Raw genomic sequence first — 25,855 nt, 5'->3', positions numbered from 1 at the left:
TCCCGGTCGGTGAGGAGATGGTCGCGTGGTGCAGGTCAGGCCCATGCGGGCGGACGCCCGGCGCAACTACGAGCGGTTGCTGACGGTCGCCGTGGAGGCCTTCGCGCAGCACGGGGAGGGAGCGTCGCTCGACGACATCGCCAAGCGGGCCGGGGTCGGCTCCGGCACGCTGTACCGGCACTTCCCGACCCGGCGGGCGCTGCTGGAGGCCGCGTACCTGGACCGCGTCGAGGCGATCGCGGCCCGGGCCGATGTGCTCGCGGCCGCATGGCCGCCGGGCGAGGCGCTGGGGGAGTGGCTGTACGAACTCGGCACCGGGATGATCCGGATACGGGGGCTGAAGGCGCTGCTGGGACCGGCCGTCACGGACTCCGGCTCCCTCGTGAACACGGCCTGCGGCGACTCGGTCAAGGCCGCGGCGGGGCGGCTGGTCCGGGCGGCGCAGGAGGAGGGCACGCTACGGCGGGACGTCGAGCCGATCGACGTGCTGCGGCTGGCGCACGGCGTGGCCACGGCGTCGGAACTGGCGGACGGGGAGGGTCGGCACATCCGGCGGTATCTGACGTTGCTGATGGAGGGGCTGGCGGCCGGGGCGCCGCTGACCGGTGAGCCGGACGCCCCCCGGTGAGGGGGCGTCCATGAAGGCCGGTCCGGTGGCTTACAGGGCCTGCGCCGCCGGCTTCACCATTCCCCTCACCGTGCGGGACTTCACGAAGTCGCCCATGGCCGTCATGTCCCACTCGCCGGAGAACTGGCGGATCAGCTTGGCCATCATCACGCCGGTCTGCGCCTCGGCGCTGGTGAGGTCGAAGCGGACCAGTTCCTCCCCGGTCGCGCCGTCCAGAAGGCGGCAGTACGCCTTGGCGACCTCCGTGAACTTCTGGCCGGAGAATGAGTTGACCGTGAAGACCAGGCCGGTGACCTCCTGGGGGAGACGGCCGAGGTCGACGGTGATGACCTCGTCGTCCCCGCCGCCCTCGCCCGTGAGGTTGTCGCCGGAGTGGCGGATCGCGCCGCCCACGATCTGGAGCTTGCCGAAGTAGCAGCTGTCGATGTGGTTGCGCTGCGGCCCGTAGGCGATGACCGAGGCGTCCAGGTCGATGTCCTTGCCCCGGTACGCCGGCTCCCAGCCGAGGCCCATCTTGACCGAGGAGAGCAGGGGGCGGCCGCCCTTGATCAGGGAGACCGTCTGGTTCTTCTGGAGACTGACGCGGCCCTTGTCCAGGTTGATCTTCCCGGCGCCGGGCGCGGGCGGAGGGGGCGTGGCAGGGGCGGCCGGGGGCGCGGTGGGGGCGGAGACGGGCGGGGCCGGGGGCTGCATCGGGGCCGGCGGCGGGGTCACCGGCTGGGGCGGGGCGGCCGCGGCCGGCTCCTCCACGGTGACACCGAAGTCCGTGGCGATGCCCGCGAGGCCGTTGGAGTATCCCTGGCCGACGGCGCGGGCCTTCCACTGGCCGCCTCGCTGGTAGACCTCCACGATGACCAGGGCCGTCTCGCCGCCGAGCTGCGGTGGCGTGAACGTGGCCAGGACGGAGCCGTCGTCCGCGCTGCGGATGGTGGCCGTCGGCTCGATGCCCTGGAAGGTCTGGCCCGCGGCGTCCGGGCTCGCCGTGACGACGATCTTCTCGATGCCCGGGGGAACGGCCGCCGTGTCGACCACGATCGCGTCGGGCGCACTGCCGCCGCCCGAGCGGTACGTCACGCCGGGGCCCGACGGCTGGTTGTAGAAGATGAAGTCGTCGTCGGAGCGCACCTTGCCGTCGGCGGTGAGCAGCAGGCCCGATACGTCGAGCCGCACCGGGGCGGTGACGTCCACCGTCACGCGGGCGGCGGACAGGGGGATGTTCGAGCCGGGGGTCATAGCTGTCATGCCGGGTGAACGAGCGAAGCGGTTTTGCCGTTCCCTTACCTTGCGGCCAATCGGGTCAACGGCGCTCGCCAGGGGGCTTCAGCGGCGATTGCGGGGGTGGTCGCGGGCGGTGCGTTCGCTGCCCCGCTTGTAGTTGCCGGTCCAGCGGGCCATCACCAGCTGCGGGTCGGAGGTCTCGACCTCGGCGAGGAACTGCTCGGCCCGCGGGCCGTTCAAGGTGGTGGCGGGGCGGCCGTGGTGGCTGATGCGGACCGTCCCGCCGGTGTGCTGCTCGTAGGCGAATCCGTGGGGTCGTGGCATGCCGAGAGCGTACGGCGGCGGGGGCGGGCGTCCCACCGGATTTCGCCCGTCCCCGCATGGCACGGTCCGTTGTCCTACGGCACGACCACGATCTTGCGGCCGACACCCGCCGCGAACTGCTCCAGCGCCTGCGGGTACCGCTCCAGCGGGACGCGGTCGCTGATGAAGATCCCGGGGTCGAGGACGCCGTTCGCGAAGAGTTCCGCGGCCCGCTCGAAGCTGTGCAGGACCGCCATCGAACCCGTGATGGTGATCTCCTGGTTGTAGATGCGGTACGGGTCGATCGTCACCCGCGTCGCGTAGTCGGCCACGCCGAACTGCAGGAACGTGCCCGCTTTCGCCACCCGGTCCAGGCCGTCCTGGATCGCCGCCGCGTTGCCCGTGGCGTCCACGACCAGGTCCCAGCCCTGGGGGCGGTCCAGTTCGTCGGGGTTCGCCGCCGACGCCGAGACGCCGAGGCGGCGGGCCGTCTCCAGACGGGCCGGGTTCACGTCGACGACGTCCACGCTCGCCGCGCCCGTGCGCTTGGCCAGCTCCAGCATCATCAGGCCCATGGTGCCGGAGCCGTAGATCAGCACGTGCGCCCCGAGGCGGGACTGGAGCACGTCGTAGCCCCGCACCGCGCAGGAGAGGGGCTCGACGAGCGCCGCGTCCTCGGTGCGGACGTGGTCGGGGAGCTTCACGCAGTTCGCCACCGGGGCGAGGGCGTACCGGGCCGCGCCCCCGGCCGTGGTCACGCCGATCGCCGCCCAGCGTTCGCAGAGGTTGTTGTGGCCGGTACGGCAGTAGCGGCACTCGTAGCAGTACAGGGAGGGGTCGACGGCGACCCGGTCGCCCACCGACACCTCCGTGACCCGGGTGCCGACCCCGACGACCTCGCCGGCGAACTCGTGCCCGGGCACGATCGGGAGCTCCGGGGCGAACTCGCCCTGGAGGATGTGCAGGTCCGTGCCGCACAGCCCGCAGGCCGCGACCTCGACGACGACCTCGCGCGGCCCTGGCGTCGGGTCCGGGACCTCGGCGACGACGGCCTTGCCCACGGACTCGATGACGGCGGCCTTCATTTCACGGCTCCCAACGACAGGCCCTGGACCAGTTTGTCCTGGGCGGCGAACCCCGCGGCGAGCACCGGCAGGGAGATGACGAGCGACGCGGCGCACACCTTCGCCAGGAACAGGCCCTGGCTGGTGATGAAGCCGGTCAGGAAGACGGGGGCGGTCTCGGCGACCACGCCCGTGAGCACCCGGGCGAACAGCAGCTCGTTCCAGCTGAAGATGAAGCAGATCAGCGCCGTGGCGGCGATACCGGGGAGGGAGATCGGGGCGACCACGCGCGCGAGGACCGTCGGCAGCCGCGCTCCGTCCACCCGTGCTGCCTCGATCACCGCGACCGGGATCTCGGCGAGGAACGACTGCATCATCCACACCGCGATCGGCAGGTTCATGGAGGTGTAGAGGATGACCAGCAGCCAGATGTTGTCGAGCATCCCGGCGTTCTTGGCGAACAGGTAGATCGGCAGCAGGCCGGCCACGACGGGCAGCATCTTCGTGGAGAGGAAGAAGAACAGCACGTCCGTCCACTTGCGGACCCGGTTGACGGACAGCGCGTAGGCCGCCGGGAAGGCCAGCAGCAGGACCAGCAGGGTCGAGGCCACGGAGGCGACCGTGGAGTTGATCAGGGCGGGCCAGGGGCTCGCCCCGCCGCCCGCTCCGAAGAACTCGCGGTAGCCGTCCAGGGTGAGCGAGGCCGCGAAGGACGGCGGGTTGGTCGCCGCGTCGGTCTCCGAGTGGAAGGACGTCAGCGCCATCCACGCGATGGGCAGGAAGAACGCGATGCCGAGCAGCCAGGCCAGCAGGCCCAGGCCCGCCCCCTTGCCACGGGCCCGGCGGGCGTGTGGTGCGGTCGTGCTCATGCGCGGGACACCTCCTCGCGGAACAGGGACGACACCACGCGCAGGGCGAAGGTCGCGATGACGATCGAGCCGATGACCACCAGGACGCCCGCGGCCGAGGCGAGGCCGTTCTCGTGGGCCTGGTAGAAGCTCTGGTAGACGGTGTAGGGGAGGTTGGCGGTGCCGAGTCCGCCGGAGGTGATCGTGAAGACCGCGTCGAAGTTCTGGACGATGTAGATCGAGCCCAGCAGGGCGCCCAGTTCGAGGTAGCGGCGCAGATGCGGGAGCGTCAGGTGGACGAAGATCTGCCAGTCGCTCGCCCCGTCGACGCGGGCCGCCTCGATCTGCTCGTGGTCGCGGCTCTGCAGGCCGGCGAGCAGGATGAGCATCATGAACGGCGTCCACTGCCAGACGAGGGATGCCTCGACCGCGAGCAGCGGGGCGGTGGAGATCCAGTCGGGCTGGGGCCCGCCCACATAGTGCAACAGCCCATTGAGCAGGCCGTATTCAGGGTTGTAGAGCACATGCTTCCAGAGCAGGGCCGCCGCGACCGGCACCACCAGGAACGGTGCGATCAGCAGCGTCCGCACGATGCCCCGGCCGCGGAACCTCCGGTCCAGCAGCAGGGCGAGGGCGAGCCCCAGCACCAGGCTGGCCAGTACCACCGCCACCGTCAGCAGCACGGTCGTCCACACCGAGTGGCGCAGGTCCGCGTCGGTGAGGACCTCCTGGTAGTTGTCGAGGCCGGTGAAGTGGCGGGCGTCCGGGTAGAGGCTGTTCCAGTCGAAGAAGGAGATCACCAGCGTGGCCACGAAGGGCAGCTGGGTGACGACGATCATGAAGATCAGGGCGGGCAGCAGCGGGGCCCGGGTGGCCCAGGCGCGCAGGCGGGCGGAGGGCCGGCGGACCGGGGTGCGTGTCCCGGGAGCGGCCACGGGGGCCGTGGTCGTGGCGGTCATCGTCCCTCGTACTCCTCGGAGATCTTCTCGGCGAGCGCCTGGGCCTTCCTCAGGGCCGACTCGACGGACTGGCGTCCGGCGATGGCCGCGCTGATCTCCTGGGAGACCTTGGTGCCGAGGTCGGTGAACTCGGGGATGCCGACGAACTGGATGCCGGGCGCGGGCCGCGGCTGGACGCCGGGGTCGTTCGGCCGAGCCTTCTCGATGGCGTCCTTGGTCATCTCCTGGAAGGCGGCGGCCTCTTTGCGGTAGTCGGCGTTGGCGTACGTGGAGGCCCGCTTGCCGGCCGGGACGTTCGACCAGCCGACCTCGTCGCCGACCAGTTCCTCGTAGTTCTTGCCGGACGCCCAGGAGACGAACTTCCAGGCGTTGTCAGGGTTGCGGGAGGCCTTCTGGATGCCCCAGGCCCAGGTGTAGAGCCAGCCGGAGGACTCGGTCTTCTCGACGGGGGCGGGGGCGTAGCCGACCTTGCCCTTGACCGGGGAGCCGGCGGCCTCCAGGGAACCGGCCGCGGAGGTGGCGTCGTACCACATGGCGACCTTGCCCTGGGTCATGTTGTTCAGGCACTCGGCGAATCCGGCCTGGGCGGCGCCGGACTCGCCGTGCTCGCGCACCAGGTCGACATAGAACTTCGTCGCCTTCTCGAAGGCGGGGGAGTCGAGCCGCGCCTTCCAGTTCTTGTCGAACCAGGTGCCGCCGAAGGTGTTCACGACCGTCGTCAGCGGTGCCATCACCTCGCCCCAGCCGGGCAGGCCGCGCAGGCAGATGCCCTTCATGCCGGGCTCGGCCCCGTCCGCCTTCGCGGCGAGGTCCGCCACCTGCCGCCAGGTGGGGCGCGCGGGCATCGTCAGGCCCTTCTTCTCGAACACGTCCTTGCGGTACATGAGGAAGGACGACTCGCCGTAGAAGGGCTGGCCGTAGAGCTTGCCGTCGTCCGCGGTGAGGGACTGACGCATCGGCTTCAGGACGTCCCGCTCGTCGTAGGCGGGGTCCTTCGCGACGTAGCCGTTCATCTCGCGCAGCCAGCCGTTGCGGGCGTAGATCGGTATCTCGTAGTTGGACAGGGTGGCGACGTCGTACTGGCCGGCCTGGTTGGCGAAGTCCTGGCTGATCTTGTCGCGGACGTCGTTCTCGGGCAGGACGGTGAAGTTGACCTTGATGCCCGTCTCCTTCGTGAAGTGGGCGCGGGTCAGCTTCTGCAACTCGACCATCTGCGGGTTGTTGACCATCAGGACGTTGATGGCGTCGCCGCCGGATCCGGCCCCGCCCGCGCCGACCCAGCAGCCGGAGAGCAGCGGGGCGAGCAGCGTCCCTGCGGCGGCCAGGGCGAGCGGGGCTCGCGGTGGCCGTCGTCGGCTCTGGGTTCGCATGGATCGCTCCTGGATGTATGGGGAGATAAGGGGCATCGCAGGGCGTGTGGGCGCCCTGGGGAAGATGGACCGCCGACGCGGGCCACCGGTCGGCCGCCCGTGAGGACGCGGGCTTGGCCGGCAGGGTGCCGGTCAGACGCGGATGACCTGCGGTCCGAGCAGCGAGTAGCGGTGGGCTTCGGCGACCGGCAGGAGGGTGCTCGTCACGATCGTCTCCAGCGCGCCGACCTCGGCGAACCGGCAGAAGCTGACCGCTCCGAACTTGGTGTGCACGCCCGCGAAGACCACGCGGCGGGCGGCCCGGATCGCCTGGGTCTTGACCTCGCTGACGGCCGGGTCGGGGGTGGTGAGGCCGTGTTCGCGGGAGATGCCGTTGGCGCCGATGAACGCCAGGTCGACGACGAAGCCGGACAGCATCTTCGTCGTCCAGTGGTCGACGGTGGCGAGGGTGCCGCGCCGCACCCGGCCGCCCAGCAGCAGGACACAGACGTGCTCGGCCTCGGCGAGGGCGCCCGCGACCGGCAGGGACGCGGTGACCACGGTCAGCGGCCGGTCCCGGGGGAGTGCCTCGGCGATGAGCTGCGGGGTGTAGCCCTCGTCGACGAACACGGTCTCGGCGTCGCCGAGCAGTTCGGCCGCGGCGGCCGCGACCCGGCGCTTCTCGGGGACGTGGCTCGTGGCCCGGAAGGCGAGCGTCGTCTCGAAACCGGCGCTCTCCACGGGGTAGGCGCCGCCATGGGTGCGGCGGAGCAGACCGTGGTCCTCCAGGACGCGCAGATCCCGCCGTACCGTCTCCTTGGCCACGCCCAGTCCGGCGGCGAGGGCGGTGACGTCGACGGCGCCGTCCCGACGTGCGGTCAGCACGATCTCGCGCTGGCGTTCTTCCGCGGTTCTGTTCATGGGCCGTCACCCGCCTCCCTGCTGTGCTGCCCGTTCGGGCCCTCGGTCGGGCCATGGGGGAAGTTCTACAGGGGGTGTTCCGTGGTGGCCAGGTCTGTTGCGGGCGGGATCCTGCCCGGGTGTGCCCGTTCGGTCGTGCGGGTGTGCGGAGTGGCGGGGAGGGGCCGTGGGTGTCTGTTGGTGCGTTGTGGCTGGTAGCGCACTTCTCCGGGCCCCTGAGGGTGCTTCCCCGCCGTCTCGGGGTCGTGCCCGAATGCCCGAGCGGGCGGGCCCGTTCTCTGCCCGCCCGCTCCGGTGACGACCGTTTCCGGTCAGTACGGCCAGATCGGCGGGTCCGTCACGAACTGGCCGCCCAGGCAGGCGTGCGCCTCGTTGCCGTCCTGCAGCTCGCCCTGCTCGGCGATGAGCTTCTCGGCGTACGGCTCGGAGTCGTCCTGCGGCTCGTAGCCGAGCGCCCGGGCGGTGCCGAGGTCCCACCACAGCCGGGTGTTGGCGGAGGAGCCGTGCACGACGGTGTGGCCGACGTGCTCGGCGGTCAGGGCCGCGTGGAAGAGGCGGGCGCCGTCGGCGGGGCTCATCCACACCGAGAGCATGCGCACGCTGGTCGGCTCCGGGAAGCAGGAGCCGATGCGCACCGAGACCGTCTCCAGGCCGTGCTTGTCCCAGTAGAGCTGCGCGAGGTCCTCGCCGAAGCACTTGGACAGGCCGTAGAAGGTGTCCGGGCGGCGCGGGGTGTCGATCGGGATGAGTGGGTCGTCGCCCCGGGGGCGGGGGGTGTAGCCGACGGCGTGGTTGGAGGAGGCGAAGACGATCCGGCCGACGCCTTCCTCGCGGGCGGCCTCGTAGAGGTGGTAGGTGCCCTCGATGTTGGCCTTGAGGATCTTCTCGAAGGGCGCTTCCAGGGAGATGCCCGCGAGGTGGAGGATCGCGTCGACGCCCCGGACGGCCTCGCGCACGGCGTCCCGGTCGGCAAGGTCGGCGGTGATCGCGCCGGGCTCGCCCTCGACCGGGCGCAGGTCCAGCAGGCGCAGGTCGTAGCCGTAGGCCGGGAGCAGGTCCCGCATCAGGGTGCCGAGGCCGCCGGCGGCGCCGGTGAGCAGGACGGTGCGGGGAGCGGGCATCCTCGGGTCTCCTTGATCGCCAACCGTGCACATGAGCGCACGGCATTCATATGCGTGGACACGCTAAGGAGCCGGGGTGGAGCCCGTCAAGTATGCCGCGGAGGGGGCGAATCCGCAGGTGCGTCGCGGGTGTGCGCGCTTGACCGGCGCCGCGCGGGCACCTTAGCGTGGAGTTGTTCAGAAATATAGACGCCAATCATGAATATGGAACCGGGAGAGCTTGTGACGCCAGCCCCTCTCGCCACTCGACTCGACATCCCCAGCGGGCCGCTGTTCTTCCCGGTCACCGCTTACGGACCCGACGGTTCCGTGGATCTCGACACCTACCGCACGCACGTCCGGCGCGGGGTGGAGGCCGGAGCCGCCGCCGTGTTCGCCTGCTGCGGCACCGGCGAGTTCCACGCGCTGACGCCCGAGGAGTTCGAGGCCTGCGTACGGGCCGCGGTCGAGGCCGCCGACGGGCGCGTGCCGGTCGTCGCGGGCACCGGGTACGGCACCGCGCTCGCCGTGCGCTACGCCCGCCTCGCCGACGCCGCCGGCGCGGACGGGCTGCTCGCCATGCCGCCCTACCTCGTCGTCGCCGGGCAGGAGGGGCTGCTGCGGCACTACCGGGAGGTGGCCTCCGCGACCGCCCTGCCGGTCATCGTCTACCAGCGCGACAACGCCGTGTTCACCCCGCAGACGGTCGTCGCCCTGGCCCGCACGGACGGGATCATCGGCCTGAAGGACGGGCTCGGCGACCTCGACCTCATGCAGCGCGTCGTCAGCGCCGTCCGCTCCGAGGTCCCGGGCGGCTTCCTCTACTTCAACGGCCTGCCCACCGCCGAGCAGACCCAGCTCGCCTACCGCGCCCTCGGTGTCACGCTCTACTCGTCCGCCGTGTTCTGCTTCGCACCGGAGATCGCCCTCGCCTTCCACCAGGCCCTCAGGACCGGCGACGACGCCACCGTGGGGAAACTGCTGGACGGCTTCTACCGGCCGTTCGTCGAACTGCGCGACCGGGGCCGCGGCTACGCGGTCGCCCTGGTCAAGGCCGGTGTACGGCTGCGCGGCCTCGACGTCGGGGAGGTGCGGCCCCCGCTGCACGAGCCGGCCGAGGATCATGTCAAGCAGCTCGCCGAAGTGATCGAACGCGGCTACGCGCTGCTGGAGGAGGCCAAGTGAAGGCGTCGGCATTCGTCTACCCCTGGGACGTCAACGGGGACCCGCAGGCACCCGCGCGGATCGCCGCGCTCGGCGTGGAGCAGGTGACCCTGGCCGCCGCCTACCACTCCACGCGCGCCCTCACGCCCCGCCACCCGCGCCACCGCATCGTCACGGCCGAGCACGCCGCCGTGCTGTACCCGGCCGACGATCGCTGGGCCGGGCGCGAACTGCGCCCCTACGCGGCCGGCGCCTGGGCCCCCGGAGACGCCTTCGGCGAGGCCGCCGACGCGCTCACCGACGCCGGGCTCGACGTACACACCTGGGTCGTCCTCGCCCACAACTCCCGCATGGGCGCCGAGCACCCGCACACCTCGGTCGTCAACGCCTACGGCGACCGCTACCCCTGGGCGCCGTGCATCGCACAGCCCGCCACGCGCGCGTACCTGACCGACCTCGCCGCCGAGGCCGCCGTCCGGCCCGGGGCGCGCGGCACCGAGCTGGAGTCCCTCGGCTGGTACGGCCTCCAGCATCTGCACGCCCACGACAAGACCGGCGGCGTCGGCCTCGGGGATGCCGGGCAGTACCTGATGGCGCTGTGCTTCTGCCTGTCCTGCCGGGAGGGCTACGGCCGGCACGGCCTGGACGCCGACCGGCTGGCGGCCGCCGTACGGACCGCGCTGGAGCCGGTGTGGCAGGGAGCGCCCTCCGACGGAGCCTGGGCGGGCGTCGAAAAACTCCTCGGCGAGACGCTCGCGAACACCACGCGCGCGTACCGCGACGAAACCGCCCGCACACTCCAGGAACAGGCCGTCGCGGCGGTCCGGGCCGCCGCTCCCGACGGCTTCCGGGTGCTGCTGCACGCGGACCCCGTGTCGTACCACGTCGGCGCCAACCCCGGCGTCGACCCGGCGCACATCCTGTCCGTCGCGGACGGTGTGGTCGTCCCCTGCGCGGGCGGCACCGGCACCCTCACGCCGTTCGCGCGGCAGGGACGCGAGGGTGCCGTCATCGCCGCCAACTTCACCGTCGTCTCGGGGATGGGCGGCAGCCCCGGCACCCTCGCGGCCGACGTCGCCGAGGCACGGCGGCTGGGCGCCACCGAACTGCGGCTGTATCACGCCGGGCTGGCGTCCGACGACGATCTGGAGACGGTCCGCTCCGCCCTCGCCGGGCTCTGACGGCGGGGGCACCGGTGGGTGACGGCTCAGGCTCCGGCCGGGGATGGGAACAGTGGCGCCGCGGTCATCAGCAGGGCCATGCCCAGGGCCACCAGCACCGGCCGGTGGCCCACCGGTTCCACCAGGGCCGCCCCGGCGGCCAGCCCGATCACGTTCGGTGTGTACACCAGGGTGTGGGCGGTGGCCGTGACCCGGCCCAGCAGCACACCCGGCGTCTCGCGCTGCACGGACGTCAGCGTGGCGATCAGCACCGCGGGCAGCCCCGCGCCGATCGCCGCGCTGCACACCAGCGCCACCGGGTCGGACGGCACCGCCCGCAGGGCCACCGCGAGCGCCAGCAGGGCGATGCCCGAGGCCGCGAAACGCCGCGCCCCGAGGTGGCGCAGAGCGGGGCCGGAGAGCAGGCCGACCGCGACCGAACCCGCGCCCTGCACGGCGTACAGCACACCGGCGTACGCCGGGAGGTGCCCGAGGCCGTCCACGACGGCGTACACCATCGCCCCGTTCAGGCCGGCGCACAACATCGTGGCGCCGCCCGCCAGGACCAGGGGGCGCAGCACCGGGTGCGCCCACAGGTGGCGGCCACCCTCGACGGTCCGCCGCCGGTGTCCGTCCTGGGGCCGGGCGGGCCTGTCCTCCCGCCCGCGCAGCGCCGCGTACAGGCCTGTGGCCAGTACGAACGTCGCCGCGTCCAGCAGGGCGACACTCGCGCCGCCGTACGCCGCGTAGAGACCCGCGCCCGCCAGCGGGGCCAGGAGTTTCATGCCCTCGGTGGCCGTCATCCGCAGGCCGTTGAAGTCGCCGAGCAGGGACCGGTCGACGGCGGTCGCCACGAGCGCCGACTCGGCCGCGTCGGCGACGACGCCCGCCGCGCCGTACACGAACAGCACCGCGTACAGCAGCCAGAGGTCGCCCGGGGCGTCGACGCTCACGAGGGTGAGCACGAGGGCGCCCAGCAGCAGGTTCACGCCGGTCAGCAGCGGCTTGCGACGGACCCGGTCGGCGAGCGTGCCCAGCAGCGGCCCGGCCAGGGCCGGCAGCCACATGGCGAGCATGCACAACGCGGCCAGGCCGTCCGAGCCGGTCAGGTCCTTGACCCACACGCCGGACACCAGCCACAGCGCCGAGGTACCGAAGCCGGACACCACCACGCCCGCGAGACAGAGCCCTGCGTCCCGGTCGCGCAGGACGCGCACGAGCGGCCGGGTCGGATTGTTCGTCTTGCTCGTCATACCTGGTCATCGTGGGGCTAAGGACCGGGGGGCGGGATCGGGCAGGTGCCTTAGTGAAGCGCCAGGAGCCGTTTGTCCGACCGCTGTCGCCTACGGCTCGTACAGGGGCAGGAAGTGAATGACTGCCTCCTCGTAGGGATGGGCGTCGCGAACGGCCTGCTGGATAGAACGGGCCTGGACCGCATCACAGACCGATTCGATCCGACACTCTTCGCTGTGTTGTACGACGCCCACTTCACCGTCGTACGGCTGTGAGCCGGGCAGGGCCTGCCAGTTGCCAGTCACCTTCCAGATGCTGGAGCACCGCGCATACCCGCCCACCCGTCCCGCGCCCGCCGCGTGGAGAGCCTCGATCACGCTCTCCACGTGACTCTCGGGGACTGATATCTCGATCTTCAGACGCGTCATGCGTGGACCTTAGCAACCCGTTTGACCAGCACTTTCACGACGGGAGGCCGGCTCCCGCCCGCGCCGCGTGGTTCGAGCCGACGCTCGCCGAGCTCGGCCCCGTGCTGTCCGTGTCCGAGCACCAGGACCGGGCGGCTGCGGTCGAGGCGGCTTCCGCACTGCCGGTCGCAGCGCGTGCCCCGATCTGGGCTCGCCGGACGGACGGCCGGGGCCGCGAGGCCGTCGGCCAGTGGGTGAACGCGCTCCGTCTGGAGGAGGGCGTCGTCCTGGTCGACGGTTCGTCGGGCGAGCCGGCCGTCCTGGACCCGACGGGAGTCCACCGCTTGCACGTCGTCCGGTACCGCTGAGGGACGACAGGACAGGCGAGCCGGTGGGCACCCGACCCTGAAGGCGCGACGCCGGTGGGCACCCGACCCTGAAAACGCGACGCCGGTGAGCACCCCACCCCAAGGGGGGCGCAGCCTCCCGGGCAGTGCCTCGGGCGCGGCGTCCTGCCCGCTGGGCCGCCCCACCACGCCCCTCACACCGGCGAGGAGCGGAGAAGTGCGGGCGATGAGTTCCGCGGCCGGTGTCGGTCTACCTCCCAGGACCACACCCTGAGGAGCTCGCATGACCGACATCACCGGGACCGGCACGACCCTCGACCTCGGCCCCCAGACGGAGGAGCTGGCGCGGCTCGTCGCCGGTGTCACCGACGAGCAGCTGGCGGGGCCCACGCCCTGCGCCGAGTACGAGGTGCGTCACCTGCTCGGCCACCTGGCGGGGCTGGCCGTCGCCTTCCGCGACGCCGGCCGCAAGGACCTGGGTGTCACCACCGACACCGACCCGCAGTCCGCCCTCCCGGACCTCGCACCCGGATGGCGCGAGGAGCTGCCCAAGGTCCTCGCCGAACTGGCCGAGGCCTGGCGCGACCCGGCCGCCTGGACCGGCATGACCCGGGCGGGGGGAGTGGACCTGCCCGGCGAGATCGCCGCTCTCGTCGCCACCGACGAGCTGGTGGTCCACGGCTGGGACCTGGCCCGCGCCACCGGTCAGCGGTACGACCCCGACCCGGCCGCGCTCCGGGTCTGCCACAACTTCCTCGCGGCGTCCGTCGACGACCCCGACCGCGGTGCCATCTTCGGGCCCGTCGTCACGGTCGAGCCGGGGGCATCTTTGCTGGCCCGGGCGGTGGGGCTCAGCGGGCGGGACCCCGAATGGGCGCCCAGACCGTAGAAAGCGGTTGCAGTTTCTTTGCCGGAAGCATTGACGAAACAAACGCGCCCTCCTACCGTCATCGCGTCGTACTTCGTACGTCATATATGAGACGCGATACGCGAGATCCGATACGCGATCCACCGAGACGCGAGATCCGAGAGGCGCGCATGACCTCTGTGCCCACGCCGATCCCCTCCCGCACGCAGTACGTGCTGGAGGGGATCAAACACCGCATCCTCACGGGGCAGTTGACGCCCGGGCAGGCGCTGGTCGAGACTGAGCTCGCCGCACAGTTCGGGGTGTCGAAGACCCCGGTGCGCGAGGCGCTCAAGACCCTCGCCGGGACCGGGCTGGTCGTGATGAGCCAGTACAAGGGCGTCACCGTGCGCATGGTGGACGCGGACATGGCGCGCGAGGTCTACGACGTACGGCTGCTGCTGGAGCCGGAGGCGCTGCGGCGCGCCGTGCGGCGAGGCGCCTCCCTGGACGTCGCCCGCGAGGCGCTGACCCGGGCCGACGACGCCACCGACACCGCCGAACGCTCCCTCGCCAACCGGGAGTTCCACCGCGCCCTGTACCTGCCGTGCGGCAACCCGCTGCTCGGCCGGATGCTCGACGAGGTCCGCGACCAGGCCGCCCTGGTCTCCGCCGTCGCCTGGGCCGCCTCCCCCTCCTGGGAGCGGGAGGCCGGCGAGCACCGGGAAATCCTGCGGCTCGCGCTCGACGGTGACGCCGACGGCGCGGCACGCGCCCTGCACGCCCACATCGCGTCCTTCGTAGAGCGCGCTTTCCCCCAGGCGGGACCGGAACAGGAAGGTCAGGAATGAGCAAGGTGGCGTTCGAGACCCAGCGGGCGGCCCTGGCCGACGTGGTGGCGATCCCGGTGACCCCGTTCGCCGAGGACGGCTCCGTCGCGCAGGACACCCACCGGGCCCTGCTGCGCCGTCTGCTCGACGGCGGTATCACGACCCTCACCCCGAACGGCAACACCGGTGAGTTCTACGCCCTGACCCCCGAAGAGCGCCGGCTCGTCACGGAGCTGACGATCGACGAGGCGGGGGAGCGGGCCGTCGTCCTGGTCGGCGTCGGACACGACATCCCGACCGCCGTCGCCTCCGCCCGGCACGCCCGGGAGCTCGGCGCCCAGATGGTGATGGTCCACCAGCCCGTCCACCCGTACGTCTCACAGGCCGGCTGGGTCGACTACCACCGTGCCATCGCCGAGGCCGTGCCCGAGCTGGGCGTCGTGCCGTACATCCGCAACGCGCAGCTCACCGGTGCCCGGCTCGCCGAACTCGCCGACACCTGCCCGAACGTCATCGGCGTGAAGTACGCCGTCCCCGACGCGGCCAGATTCGCCGCATTCGCCCGGGACGCGGGGCTTGAGCGGTTCGTGTGGGTGGCGGGGCTCGCCGAGCCGTACGCCCCCTCCTACTTCTCCGCCGGTGCCACCGGCTTCACCTCGGGGCTGGTGAACGTCGCCCCGGCCGTCTCGCTGAACATGATCGAGGCGCTGCGCTCCGGCGACTACCGGGCCGCGATGAAGGTCTGGGAGCAGATCCGCCGCTTCGAGGAGCTGCGCGCCGACAGCGGCTCCGCCAACAACGTCACGGTCGTCAAGGAGGCCCTCGCCTCCCTCGGCCTGTGCCGCCGCGAGGTCCGGCCGCCGAGCAGGGCGCTACCGGAGAGTGAACGCGCCGAGGTCGCCGCGATCGCCGCGGGGTGGTCGATATGACCGGCAGGCTGCGTCCCGAGGAGCTCAGGAGCCACCAGTGGTACGGCGCCGAGGGCCAGTTGCGCACCTGGTCGCACAACGCCCGTATGCGCCAGCTCGGTTACGAGGCGGAGGAGTACCTCGGCCGCCCCGTGATCGCCGTCCTGAACACCTGGTCCGACATCAACCCCTGCCACGTCCATCTGCGCGAGCGGGCCGAGGCGGTCAAGCGGGGGGTGTGGCAGGCCGGCGGTTTCCCGCTGGAGTTCCCGGTCGCCACGCTGTCCGAGACGTACCAGAAGCCGACCCCGATGCTCTACCGCAACCTGCTCGCCATGGAGACGGAGGAGCTGCTGCGGTCGTACCCGATCGACGCGGCGGTGCTGCTCGGCGGCTGTGACAAGTCGACGCCCGCGCTGCTCATGGGCGCGGCCTCGGCCGACGTGCCGGCGCTCTTCGTGCCCGCGGGGCCGATGCTGCCGGGTCACTGGCGCGGTGAGACCCTCGGGTCCGGCACCGACATGTGGAAGTACTGGGACGAACACCGCGCCGGCAACCTGACCGACTGCGAACTGCGGGAGCTGCAGGGCGGGTTGGCGCGTTCGCCGGGTCACTGCATGACCATGGGTACCGCGTCGACCATGACCGCGGCGGCGGAAGCCCTCGGTATGACCCTGCCGGGCGCCTCCTCGATCCCGGCCGTCGACTCCGGGCACGAGCGGATGGCCGCCGCCTCGGGGCGCCGGGCCGTGGAACTCGCCTGGACCGCGCTCAAGCCGTCCGGGATCCTCACCCGCGAGGCCTTCGAGGACGCCGTCACCACGGTGCTCGGGCTCGGCGGCTCCACCAACGCCGTCATCCACCTGATCGCGATGGCCGGACGCTGCCAGGTCGAGCTCACCCTCGACGACTTCGACCGCATCGCCCGCACGGTGCCGGTGCTCGCCAACGTCCGTCCAGGCGGACAGACGTACCTCATGGAGGACTTCTACTTCGCCGGTGGCCTGCCCGCCTTCCTCTCGCGGATCACCGACCTGCTGCACCTGGACCGGCCCACCGTCAACGGAACCCTGGGAGGGCAGATCGAGGGCGCCGTCGTCCACGACGACGACGTCATCCGCACCCGCGACAACCCGGTCGCCGCCGAGGGCGGAGTCGCCGTACTGCGCGGCAACCTCTGCCCGGACGGCGCCGTCATCAAGCACATCTCCGCCGAGCAGCACCTGCTCAAGCACACCGGTCCCGCGGTCGTCTTCGACGACTACAAGACCATGCAGCGCACGATCAACGACCCGGCGCTGAACATCACCGCCGACAGCGTGCTGGTACTGCGCAACGCCGGCCCCAAGGGCGGCCCGGGCATGCCCGAGTACGGCATGCTGCCGCTGCCCGACCACCTGCTCAAGCAGGGCGTCCGCGACATGGTCCGCATCTCCGACGCACGGATGAGCGGCACCAGTTACGGCGCGTGCGTGCTGCACGTCGCCCCCGAGTCGTACGTCGGCGGACCGCTCGCCCTCGTCCGCACCGGGGACTCGATCACCCTCGACGTCGAGGCCCGCGCCCTCCAACTCCACGTGGACGACGAGGAGATGGAACGACGCAGGACCCAGTGGTCACCGCCGCCCGCCCGCTACGAGCGTGGCTACGGCGCGCTCTACAACGAGCAGATCACGCAGGCCGACACCGGCTGCGACTTCGAGTTCCTGGCCCGACCGGGCACGGTGCAGGACCCGTACGCGGGCTGAACGGTCACGAGCCACGCACCACCGCACGAGGGCACCACCCCAGCTCCTCAGCACGACCCGGCACGACCCTGCCCGGAGAGAAAGCGCTTCCCGCCCCTTCCTCCGGGACCGCACCGACGCACGAAGTACCACGACGTACTGAGAACGGAGAACAGTCATGGCCCAAGCCGCAGCCGTGGCGAAACCGCCCGCGCCACCCCGGCGGCGCCGGGCCTCCGCCACGCCGCGCAGGCTCCCGTACCTGCTGATCGCGCCGGCCGCCCTGCTGATGCTGGGCTTCATCGCCTACCCGGTCATCAGCGTCTTCTACTACAGCCTGCAGAACTACAACCCCACCAAGCCGTGGCGCAACGGCTACGCGGGCTTCGACAACTTCGTCCGCATCTTCACCGACGACCCGCTGTTCTGGGACAGTCTCGCCTTCAGCGCCAAGTGGGTCTTCGTCGAAGTGGGCCTGCAACTGCTGTTCGGCCTCGCACTGGCCCTCATCGTCAACCAGACCTTCGTCGGCCGGGGCCTGGGACGCGCCATGGTCTTCTCCCCGTGGGCCGTCTCCGGCGTGCTGACCTCCGCGATCTGGGTGCTGCTCTACAACTCCCAGACGGGCATCACCCGTTACCTCGCCGACCTGGGCATCGGCTCCTACGGCACCAGCTGGCTGTCGGACACCTCGACCGTGTTCCCGGCGGCGATCGTCGCCGACCTGTGGCGCGGCGTGCCCTTCTTCGCGATCCTCATCCTCGCCGACCTCCAGTCCGTCTCGAAGGACCTCTACGAGGCCGCCGAGGTCGACGGCGCCAGCCGGATCAAGCAGTTCTGGCACATCACCCTGCCGCACCTGAAGGACGCCATCATCCTGTCCACCTTGCTGCGAGCGGTGTGGGAGTTCAACAACGTCGACCTCCTCTACACGCTGACCGGCGGCGGACCCGCGGGAGTCACCACGACGCTGCCGCTCTACGTCGCCAGCACCAGCGTCGAGTCCCACAACTTCGGCTACGCGTCGGCCCTGACCACGGTCGCGTTCGTGATCCTGCTCTTCTGCTCGATCGTCTATCTGCGGATGAGCAAGTTCGGAGGCGAGAACAAGTGAGCACCAAGGTGGCCACCAAGGCCGAGACCGCCCCCGCACCCGCCGCCCCCGAACCGCCGCGGCCGACGGGCAAGTCCGGCCGCGCCTGGGACGAGGCGCCCCGCTGGCAGATCTACCTGCCCCTGGGCATCTACCTCGTCTTCACGCTGATCCCGTTCTACTGGATCCTGCTGTTCTCGCTGCGCCCCGCCGGCTCCACCTCCCTGGTGCCCTGGCCGATGACCTTCGACCACTTCGAGAAGGTGTGGACCGAGCGAAGCTTCGGCGTCTACTTCCAGAACAGCCTGCTCGTCGGCATCGCCACGCTGGTGATGACGACCCTGGTCGCGCTGGCCGGGGGCTACGCCCTCGCCCGGTTCAACTTCAAGGTCAAGCAGGTCTTCATGCTGGCCCTGCTGTGCTCCCAGTTCGTGCCCGGTGCGCTGCTGCTGGTCCCGCTGTTCGAGATCTTCGCCGAGCTGCAGATGATCAACTCGCTGGGCAGTGTCGTCCTCGCCGAGACGGTCTTCCAGCTTCCGCTGTCGATAATCCTGATCAGCAACTTCATCAAGAACGTGCCGTACTCGCTGGAGGAGGCGGCCTGGGTCGACGGATGCAACCGGTTCAAGGCCTTCCGGATCGTCGTCCTGCCCCTGCTGCGGCCCGGCCTGATCGCCGTCGGTTCCTTCGCCTTCGTGCACTCCTGGAACCACTTCCTGTTCGCCCTGATGTTCCTCAACAACCAGCAGAAGCAGACCATCCCGGTCGGCCTCAACACCCTGATGGGCGCGGACAGCGTCGACCTCGGCGCCCTCGCCGCCGGCGGCATCATCGCGGCCGTGCCCGTGGTGATCGTGTTCGCCTTCATCCAGAAGTGGCTGATCACCGGGTTCAGCGCAGGGGCGGTGAAGGGATGAGAGCACGTCACCTCGCCGTGGCCGTCTGCCTGCTGGGACTGCTGTGCGTCCCCGCGCACGCCGAGACCCGGGACATCAGCCGCGACACCCTGCCCGCGAACGACGGCTGGGCGGCAGCCGCGGGCGGCACCACCGGCGGCGCCACGGCCGACGACGCCCATGTCCACACCGTGACCGACCGCGCCGGGCTCGTCCGCGCTCTCGACGGCGGCAGCGACACCCCGAAGATCATCAAGATCGCCGGGACCATCGACGCCAACACCGACGACGACGGCAACCGCCTGGACTGCGCCGACTACGCCACCGACGGCTACAGCCTGAAGAAGTACCTCGCCGCCTACGACCCCCGCACCTGGGGCTCCGCCAAGCCCAGCGGCCCGCAGGAGGAGGCCCGCCAGGCGTCGGCGGCCCGGCAGGCCGATCGTGTCGAGCTGGCCGTCGGCTCCAACACGACGATCGTCGGGCTCGGCGGCCCCGGGAACGCAGCGGTCCTCAAGGGCGCAAGCCTCCAGCTGAAGGACGCGGACAACGTCATCGTCCGCAACCTCGACCTGCGCGACGCCTACGACTGCTTCCCCGTCTGGCAGCCCAACACCGGCGGCCTCGGCGACTGGAAGACGGCCTACGACAACATCTGGCTGCGCGGCGCGACGCACATCTGGATCGACCACGTCACTCTCTCCGACAAGGGGCACCCTGACGACAGGGAACCCACCTACTTCGGCCGCAACTACCTGCGCCACGACGGTCTGCTGGACATCACCAACGCCTCCGACCTGGTCACCGTCTCCTGGAGCCGGTTCGCGGGCCACGACAAGGCGATGCTCATCGGCAACAGCGACTCGGCGACGAGCGACCGGGGCAAGCTCCGGGTCACCCTGCACCACAACGAGTTCACGTCGGTCGTGCAACGCGCGCCGCGGGTCCGCTTCGGCCAGGTGCACCTCTACAACAACCGGTACGCCGTCCCCGACGGCACGCCCTTCCGCTACTCCCTCGGAGTGGGCACCGAGTCCGCCCTCTACGCCGAGAACAACGCCTTCACCACACCCGGCCACGTCGAGGCCGCCGACCTGGTCAAGAGCTGGAACGGCACCGCCCTGCACCAGAGCGGCACCCTCTTCAACGGCTATCCGGTGGACCTGCTCGCCATTCACAACGCCTACAACAGCGCCGGCGAGCGTGACCTCACGGCCGACGTGGGCTGGAGACCTACCCTGCACACAAAGATCGACAGTGCCGTCAGGGCCGACCGAGAGGTGGCACGCGGCGCGGGCGCAGGGAGGATCCCATGACCGTACCCATCGTCCTGGCGGGCGCGCGCGGCCACGGCCGCTGGCACCTGGACAACATCCGTCGGCTTCAGGACAAGGGCATCGTCCGCCTGGCCGGGATCTGCGAACTCACCCCGCTGACCGCGGACGAGATCCCCGAGGGCCTCGGCACCCCCGAGCAGTCCGCCGACTTCGCCGGCCTCCTGGACACCACCGGCGCCCGGATCGCCGTGATCTGCACGCCGATCCCGACCCACACCGACCTGGCGCTGACCGCGGCGGCCAGGGGGGTGCACCTGCTGCTGGAGAAGCCGCCCGCCCCGTCCTTCGCCGAGTACCGCCGGATGGCCGACGGGGTCGCCGCGGCCCAGGTCGCCTGCCAGATCGGCTTCCAGTCGCTCGGCTCGCACGCCCTGCCCAGGATCCGCGAGCTGGTCGCCGAGGGCACGATCGGAGAGGTGCAGGGCGTCGGCGGCGCCGGCGCCTGGGCCCGCGCCGAGGCGTACTACCGGCGTGCCCCCTGGGCGGGCAAACGCAGGCTGAACGGCGTCGACGTGATCGACGGGGCGCTGACCAACCCGCTCGCCCACGCCGTCGCCACCGCCCTCGCCCTGGCCGGCGCCCCGCGCGCCGAGGACGTCACCGGGATCGAGACCGAACTGCTGCGCGCCAACGACATCGAGTCCGACGACACCTCCTGCGTCCGCGTCGCCGCCGCCGAGGGGCTGCAGGTCACCGTCGCGGCGACCCTGTGCGCCGAGCACCCGGACGAGCCGTACGTCGTCGTGCACGGCAGCCGGGGCCGGATCACCTTCTGGTACAAGCAGGACCGCGTCCTCCTCCAGCGGGCCGGCCACGGCCCGGAGGAGATGGAGTTCGGCCGCACCGACCTGCTGGAGAACCTCGTCGAGCACCTCACCGACGGCACCGGCCTGCTCGTCCCCCCGGACGTGACCGGCGCCTTCATGAAGGTCGTCGAGGCGATCCGGCAGGCCCCCGACCCGGCTCAGCTGCCCGCGGACGCCTGGCGACTGCTCCCCGACGAGCGGCGCCGGGTCGTGCCCGGCATCGAAGGACTCGTCGCGGCCGCAGCCGACACCCTCGCCCTGTACTCCGAGCTGGGCGCCCCCTGGGCGGCCCCGAACGGACCCCGAAAAGAGGTGAGCACCTGATGACGCCCCACGACACGGCGGTGCTGCGCGTCGCGGGCCGCCCGGTCGGCCGGTACGTCACCCGGCCCGAGCTGCCCGCCCGGCTCTCCCCGCGCCCTTATCTGCACCCCGTCACCACCCTGGCCGGCACGGCGGTCACCGAGTTCAGCCCCGCCGACCACGCCCACCACCTCGGCGTCGGTGTCGCCGTTCCCGACGTCGAGGGGCACAACTTCTGGGGCGGACGCACCTTCGTCCGCGACCAGGGCCCGACCGAGCTGGACAACCACGGCTTCCAGCGGCACGTCGCCTTCCAGCTGCGCGACCCCGACGGATTCGTGCAGGAGCTGCGCTGGGTGGCGTCGGGTGCCGAACTGCTGCGTGAGCGCCGCACGGTCGCGGCCACCGAACTCACCGACAGTGCCTGGGCGCTGGACCTGACCTTCTCCCTCACCAACGTCACCCCGGACCCGCTGTCGATCGGCAGTCCGGCGACGAACGGGCGCCCGGGCGCGGCGTACGGCGGGTTCTTCTGGCGCGCCCGGAAGGAGCCGCAGGCCCCGGACGTCTTCACCGCCGCCACCGAGGGGGAGGCGGAGGTGCACGGGCGGCGCGCCGACTGGCTCGCGCTGGCCGGCGCCACCTGGACGCTGGTCTTCGCCGGGGCCACTGAGCGGACCCGCCGGGACCCGTGGTTCGTCCGCACCGCCGAATACCCGGGCGTCGGCTCGTCGCTCGCGTACGACGAACGGATACCGGTCCCACCCGGCGAGACCGTCGTCCGCCGCTTCGTCACCGTCGTCGCCGACGGCCGCCTCGACCGGGACGCCGCCGCGGCCCTCGTCCGGAAGGCGGTGAGCGTGTGACCGCCGAGACCTATCGCAACCCGGTCCTCGACGCCGACTGGTCCGACCCGGACGTCGTCCGCGTCGGCGACGACTTCTACCTGACTGCCTCCAGCTTCGGCCGCGCCCCCGGCCTGCCGTTGCTGCACTCCCGCGACCTCGTCCACTGGACCCTGGTCGGGCACGCCCTGCAACGCCTCGAACCGGCGGAGGAATTCGCGAAACCCCGCCACGACTGCGGCGTCTGGGCACCCTCCCTGCGGTATCACTACGACCGCTTCTGGATCTTCTGGGGCGACCCCGACCAGGGCATCTTCCAGGTCAACGCCCCTGAGGTCCGGGGACCCTGGACCCGCCCGCACCTCGTCAAGGAGGGCAAGGGCCTGATCGACCCCTGCCCCCTGTGGGACGACGAGACCGGCGAGGCCTACCTGGTCCACGCCTGGGCCAAGTCGCGCTCCGGCGTCAAGAACCGCCTCACCGGCCACCGTATGCATCCCGACGGAACCGAACTCCTCGACGGGGGCAAGGTGATCGTCGACGGCGACCGTATACCCGGCTGGTTCACCCTCGAAGGGCCCAAGCTCTACCGGCACGACGGCTGGTTCTGGATCCTGGCGCCCGCCGGGGGAGTGGAGACCGGCTGGCAGGGTGCCTTCCGCTCGCGCGGCTTCTTCGGGCCGTACGAGGAACGCATCGTCCTGGAGCAGAAGGACACCGACGTCAACGGGCCGCACCAGGGCGGCTGGGTGCGCACCCCGTCCGGCGAGGACTGGTTTCTGCACTTCCAGCAGCGCGGCGCCTACGGCCGGGTCGTGCACCTCCAGCCCATGCGCTGGGGCCAGGACGGCTGGCCGGTGCTCGGGGACGACGGAGCCCCCGTCGCCGAACACCGCCGCCCCGCGCTGCCGCCGCAGCCGCCCTCCGCGCCCGCCACCGACGACGACTTCCCCGGCGGACGGTTCGGCCGCCAGTGGCAGTGGACGGCCAACCCGGGAGAGGGCTGGGCCACCCAGCACTCCGGGGACGGACTGCGACTGACCTGCGTCCGGACAGTCGATGCGCACGACCTGCGCACCCTGCCGAACGTGCTCACCCAGCGGTTGCCGGGCAAGCCCTGCACCGTCGAGGTGGAACTGCTGCTGCACAGCGACGAGCCGGGCGCCCGGGCCGGGCTCGCGGTGCTCGGGGACGCGTTCGGCTGGATCGGGCTCCAGCGGGGTGCGGACGGAACAGCGCATCTGGTGCACCGGTTCGCCGAAGGCGTCGCGGACCGGGAACGGGACGCCGCGCACCCCCGGGAGGCGCCCGAGGGCCGGGCCCGGTTGCGCATCGAGATCGACGCCGGGGCGCGCTGCCGCTTCTCCTGCGACGTCGGGGACGGCTTCCGCCCCTCCGGTCCGGTTTTCGCCGCCACCTCCTGGCGCTGGGTCGGCGCTCTGCTCGGTTTGTTCGCCCTCGCGCCCGCCGGTCCCGGACACGCCGGCGCGGCCACCTTCACGCAGTTCCGGATCAGCCCCCTGTAACCCATCACCCCCCCCCGCCTGTTGGGAGCCGCAATGACGCACCTCCGTAGCAAGCGCTTGCCAGGATCCGGCAGAACCATGGCCGCGGTACTCGGCCTGGTCGCTGCCCTGAGTCTGGGGGCGGTGGGGGAGGCGAAGGCCACCGCCCCCACCGCTGACGCGCCGGCCGCGCCGACCACCACGACCGCCGACCGCTTCACCGACCGGCCACACGGTTTCGCGTCCCTGGCCGGCGGCACCACCGGAGGGCAGGGCGGCAAGGTCGTCACGGTCACCGACCAGGCCTCGCTGGCCCGTTACGCGGCGGCCGAGGAGCCGTACGTCATCCGCGTCAAGGGCTCGATCGCCGTCGAACCCTTCGGCTCGAACATCGTGGTGGCGTCCGACAAGACCATCATCGGTGTGGGGGACACCGGCGAGATCGTCCACGGCGAACTGCACCTCAAGCCCGGCACGCACAACGTCATCATCCGCAACCTGACGATCCGCGACAGCTACGTCGAGGGCGACTGGGACGGCAAGACCACCGACTTCGACGCCATCCAGATGGACTCCGTCCACCACGTCTGGATCGACCACAACCGCTTCACGCACATGGGCGACGGGCTGCTCGACGTGCGCAAGGACAGCGAGTACATCACCGTCTCCTACAACCGGTTCGCCGACCACAACAAGGCCTTCGGTATCGGCTGGACGGAGAACGCCAAGACGCAGATCACCATCGACCACAACTGGTTCACGGGGACGAAACAGCGCAACCCGTCCGCCGACAACTGTGCCTACGCGCACCTGTACAACAACTACTTCTCCCGCCAGGTGGCCGACGGCGACCCGCAGTGGACGTACGGCAGCTGGGCGCGCGGCAGGACCGAGATGGTCATCGAGAACAGCTACTACGACGGTGTCCAGCACCCCTATCAGGCCGACGACACGGCCGAGTTGGTGCAGCGTGGCTCGATCCTGAGGAAGACCACCGGGCGGCACGACACCCGGGGTGACGCCTTCGACCCACGGGCGTTCTACGGTTACCGCCTCGACCCGGCCGCGGCCGTCCCCGCGCTGGTCAAGCGCTTCTCCGGCCCGCAGGAGCGGATCGGTGAGGCGGTGACGCTGCACGTCCCCGCGGCCTACCCGACCGTGCAGGCGGCCGTGGACGCCGTGCCGGCCGGCAACGACGTACCCGTGACCATCGCGGTCGCGCCCGGCACCTACCGCGAGAAGGTGCTCATTCCCGCGGACAAGCCGAGAATCCTGCTGCAGGGGACTGGACGGGACCGCTCCGACACCGTCATCGTCTACGACACACCCGCTGAGTACGGCGGCTCCACCGGGAGCGCGACCGTACGGATCGCCGCGAACGACGTCACCGCGCGACACCTCACCTTCAGCAACGACTTCGACGAGGCCGCCCACGAACTGAAGGGCGAGCAGGCGCTGGCGGTGAAGACGACCGGCGACCGGATCGTCTTCGAGGACACCGCCTTCCTGGGCAACCAGGACACCCTGATGACCGACAGCCCCAAGCTGACCACCGTCAGCCGGGTCTACGTCCGTGACTCGTACATCGAGGGCGACGTCGACTTCATCTACGGGCGGGCCAGCACCGTCGTCGAGCGGTCGGTGATCCGGGCGCTGACCCGGGGATCGACGACGAACAACGGCTACATCACCGCCGCCTCGACCTGGAAGGACAACCCGAACGGGTTCCTGATCACCCGGTCGGAGATCGTCAGCGACGCACCCGCCGGATCGTTCCACCTCGGGCGGCCCTGGCACCCGGGCGGCGAGCCGGACGCCATCGCGCAGGTGCTGATCCGGGACACGAAGCTGCCCGCCGCGATCAAGGCCTCGCCGTGGACCGACATGAGCGGCTTCTCCTGGCGTGACGCACGGTTCGCCGAGTACGGCAACTACGGGCCCGGTGCGGCCGTGACGGCGGACCGGCCGCAGCTGAGTGACGCCGAGGCACGGTCGTACACCCCCGCCCGCTACCTGAACGGGTCGGACGGATGGGCGCCGTACCACCGGCACTGACA

General features: G+C 71.3%; 25 protein-coding genes. 15 read left to right on the top strand and 10 right to left on the bottom strand.

Going from position 1 to position 25,855, the window contains the following annotated elements; translation table 11 throughout:
• Positions 1 to 25: 25 nt before the first annotated feature.
• A complete protein-coding gene (locus tag ACFY9S_RS13530; RefSeq protein ID WP_391126960.1) occupies positions 26 to 628 on the top strand; it encodes a TetR family transcriptional regulator in 603 nt (200 codons plus the stop codon).
• Positions 629 to 658: 30 nt separating this feature from the next.
• On the opposite strand, the gene ACFY9S_RS13525 is transcribed toward ACFY9S_RS13530, so the two are convergent.
• From ACFY9S_RS13525 to ACFY9S_RS13490, 8 genes are all read right to left on the bottom strand, one after another.
• The gene (locus tag ACFY9S_RS13525) at positions 659 to 1,861 is read right to left on the bottom strand and encodes a TerD family protein (protein ID WP_391127657.1); all 1,203 of its coding nucleotides are present in this window, start codon (positions 1,859 to 1,861) and stop codon (positions 659 to 661) included.
• A gap of 87 nt (positions 1,862 to 1,948) precedes the next feature.
• Positions 1,949 to 2,170, bottom strand: coding sequence for a hypothetical protein (locus ACFY9S_RS13520; protein WP_391126957.1), 222 nt, complete (start codon positions 2,168 to 2,170; stop codon positions 1,949 to 1,951).
• Positions 2,171 to 2,244: 74 nt separating this feature from the next.
• A complete protein-coding gene (locus ACFY9S_RS13515) occupies positions 2,245 to 3,234 on the bottom strand; it encodes an alcohol dehydrogenase catalytic domain-containing protein (protein ID WP_391126954.1) in 990 nt (329 codons plus the stop codon).
• Positions 3,231 to 4,082 (bottom strand): carbohydrate ABC transporter permease, encoded by an 852-nt coding sequence (locus ACFY9S_RS13510; protein ID WP_102908479.1) that lies wholly within the window; start codon positions 4,080 to 4,082, stop codon positions 3,231 to 3,233. The genes ACFY9S_RS13515 and ACFY9S_RS13510 overlap by 4 nt, the downstream gene beginning before the upstream one ends.
• Positions 4,079 to 5,020 (bottom strand): ABC transporter permease subunit, encoded by a 942-nt coding sequence (locus ACFY9S_RS13505; RefSeq protein ID WP_391126950.1) that lies wholly within the window; start codon positions 5,018 to 5,020, stop codon positions 4,079 to 4,081. Before ACFY9S_RS13505 ends, ACFY9S_RS13510 begins: the two co-directional genes overlap by 4 nt.
• Positions 5,017 to 6,390 carry an extracellular solute-binding protein gene (locus tag ACFY9S_RS13500; RefSeq protein WP_391126947.1) on the bottom strand — a complete coding sequence of 458 codons (1,374 nt, stop codon included), beginning with the start codon at positions 6,388 to 6,390 and terminating at the stop codon, positions 5,017 to 5,019. Before ACFY9S_RS13500 ends, ACFY9S_RS13505 begins: the two co-directional genes overlap by 4 nt.
• Before the next feature lie 132 nt (positions 6,391 to 6,522).
• Positions 6,523 to 7,290, bottom strand: coding sequence for a DeoR/GlpR family DNA-binding transcription regulator (locus tag ACFY9S_RS13495; RefSeq protein ID WP_102908476.1), 768 nt, complete (start codon positions 7,288 to 7,290; stop codon positions 6,523 to 6,525).
• 311 nt (positions 7,291 to 7,601) lie between these two features.
• Complete coding sequence (locus ACFY9S_RS13490) at positions 7,602 to 8,411, bottom strand: NAD-dependent epimerase/dehydratase family protein (protein ID WP_391126944.1); 810 nt, start codon at positions 8,409 to 8,411, stop codon at positions 7,602 to 7,604.
• 222 nt (positions 8,412 to 8,633) lie between these two features.
• Here ACFY9S_RS13490 and ACFY9S_RS13485 point away from each other — a divergent pair, with 222 nt between their 5' ends.
• Positions 8,634 to 9,575, top strand: a complete 942-nt coding sequence (locus ACFY9S_RS13485; RefSeq protein ID WP_391126941.1) for a 5-dehydro-4-deoxyglucarate dehydratase — start codon at positions 8,634 to 8,636, stop codon at positions 9,573 to 9,575.
• The gene (locus ACFY9S_RS13480; protein ID WP_391126938.1) at positions 9,572 to 10,735 is read left to right on the top strand and encodes a hypothetical protein; all 1,164 of its coding nucleotides are present in this window, start codon (positions 9,572 to 9,574) and stop codon (positions 10,733 to 10,735) included. Before ACFY9S_RS13485 ends, ACFY9S_RS13480 begins: the two co-directional genes overlap by 4 nt.
• Before the next feature lie 26 nt (positions 10,736 to 10,761).
• Here the strand turns inward: ACFY9S_RS13480 and ACFY9S_RS13475 are convergent, their stop codons facing one another.
• Positions 10,762 to 11,967 (bottom strand): MFS transporter, encoded by a 1,206-nt coding sequence (locus ACFY9S_RS13475; protein WP_391126935.1) that lies wholly within the window; start codon positions 11,965 to 11,967, stop codon positions 10,762 to 10,764.
• A gap of 90 nt (positions 11,968 to 12,057) precedes the next feature.
• Positions 12,058 to 12,375, bottom strand: coding sequence for a hypothetical protein (locus ACFY9S_RS13470; protein ID WP_391126932.1), 318 nt, complete (start codon positions 12,373 to 12,375; stop codon positions 12,058 to 12,060).
• A 2-nt stretch (positions 12,376 to 12,377) separates the two neighbouring features.
• Here ACFY9S_RS13470 and ACFY9S_RS13465 point away from each other — a divergent pair, with 2 nt between their 5' ends.
• The 12 genes from ACFY9S_RS13465 (at position 12,378) to ACFY9S_RS13410 (ending at position 25,853) form a co-directional block, all read left to right on the top strand.
• The gene (locus ACFY9S_RS13465; RefSeq protein WP_391126929.1) at positions 12,378 to 12,722 is read left to right on the top strand and encodes a hypothetical protein; all 345 of its coding nucleotides are present in this window, start codon (positions 12,378 to 12,380) and stop codon (positions 12,720 to 12,722) included.
• A 262-nt stretch (positions 12,723 to 12,984) separates the two neighbouring features.
• Positions 12,985 to 13,590 carry a TIGR03086 family metal-binding protein gene (locus ACFY9S_RS13460; protein WP_391126926.1) on the top strand — a complete coding sequence of 202 codons (606 nt, stop codon included), beginning with the start codon at positions 12,985 to 12,987 and terminating at the stop codon, positions 13,588 to 13,590.
• A gap of 149 nt (positions 13,591 to 13,739) precedes the next feature.
• Positions 13,740 to 14,399, top strand: a complete 660-nt coding sequence (locus ACFY9S_RS13455) for a GntR family transcriptional regulator (RefSeq protein ID WP_102908468.1) — start codon at positions 13,740 to 13,742, stop codon at positions 14,397 to 14,399.
• On the top strand, positions 14,396 to 15,307 hold the full coding sequence (locus ACFY9S_RS13450; protein ID WP_391126923.1) for a dihydrodipicolinate synthase family protein: 912 nt from the start codon (positions 14,396 to 14,398) through the stop codon (positions 15,305 to 15,307). Before ACFY9S_RS13455 ends, ACFY9S_RS13450 begins: the two co-directional genes overlap by 4 nt.
• Positions 15,304 to 17,034, top strand: coding sequence for an L-arabinonate dehydratase (gene araD / locus ACFY9S_RS13445; protein ID WP_391126920.1), 1,731 nt, complete (start codon positions 15,304 to 15,306; stop codon positions 17,032 to 17,034). Before ACFY9S_RS13450 ends, araD begins: the two co-directional genes overlap by 4 nt.
• Positions 17,035 to 17,191: 157 nt before the next feature.
• Positions 17,192 to 18,127 carry an ABC transporter permease subunit gene (locus ACFY9S_RS13440; protein ID WP_391126917.1) on the top strand — a complete coding sequence of 312 codons (936 nt, stop codon included), beginning with the start codon at positions 17,192 to 17,194 and terminating at the stop codon, positions 18,125 to 18,127.
• Positions 18,124 to 19,023 carry an ABC transporter permease subunit gene (locus ACFY9S_RS13435; RefSeq protein WP_391126914.1) on the top strand — a complete coding sequence of 300 codons (900 nt, stop codon included), beginning with the start codon at positions 18,124 to 18,126 and terminating at the stop codon, positions 19,021 to 19,023. Before ACFY9S_RS13440 ends, ACFY9S_RS13435 begins: the two co-directional genes overlap by 4 nt.
• Positions 19,020 to 20,318 carry a polysaccharide lyase family 1 protein gene (locus ACFY9S_RS13430; RefSeq protein ID WP_391126911.1) on the top strand — a complete coding sequence of 433 codons (1,299 nt, stop codon included), beginning with the start codon at positions 19,020 to 19,022 and terminating at the stop codon, positions 20,316 to 20,318. Before ACFY9S_RS13435 ends, ACFY9S_RS13430 begins: the two co-directional genes overlap by 4 nt.
• Positions 20,315 to 21,469, top strand: coding sequence for a Gfo/Idh/MocA family oxidoreductase (locus tag ACFY9S_RS13425; RefSeq protein ID WP_391126908.1), 1,155 nt, complete (start codon positions 20,315 to 20,317; stop codon positions 21,467 to 21,469). Before ACFY9S_RS13430 ends, ACFY9S_RS13425 begins: the two co-directional genes overlap by 4 nt.
• The gene (locus tag ACFY9S_RS13420; RefSeq protein ID WP_391126905.1) at positions 21,469 to 22,314 is read left to right on the top strand and encodes a DUF6807 family protein; all 846 of its coding nucleotides are present in this window, start codon (positions 21,469 to 21,471) and stop codon (positions 22,312 to 22,314) included. The genes ACFY9S_RS13425 and ACFY9S_RS13420 overlap by 1 nt, the downstream gene beginning before the upstream one ends.
• On the top strand, positions 22,311 to 23,819 hold the full coding sequence (locus ACFY9S_RS13415) for a family 43 glycosylhydrolase (protein ID WP_391126902.1): 1,509 nt from the start codon (positions 22,311 to 22,313) through the stop codon (positions 23,817 to 23,819). The genes ACFY9S_RS13420 and ACFY9S_RS13415 overlap by 4 nt, the downstream gene beginning before the upstream one ends.
• Before the next feature lie 78 nt (positions 23,820 to 23,897).
• The gene (locus tag ACFY9S_RS13410; protein WP_391126899.1) at positions 23,898 to 25,853 is read left to right on the top strand and encodes a pectinesterase family protein; all 1,956 of its coding nucleotides are present in this window, start codon (positions 23,898 to 23,900) and stop codon (positions 25,851 to 25,853) included.
• Positions 25,854 to 25,855: the final 2 nt, after the last annotated feature.

Source organism: Streptomyces sp. NPDC012474 (assembly GCF_042955185.1).
Lineage (GTDB): Bacteria > Actinomycetota > Actinomycetes > Streptomycetales > Streptomycetaceae > Streptomyces > Streptomyces cahuitamycinicus.
Note: the sequence above shows the minus strand (reverse complement) of the source record. Positions and strands in the feature narration are given on the sequence as shown.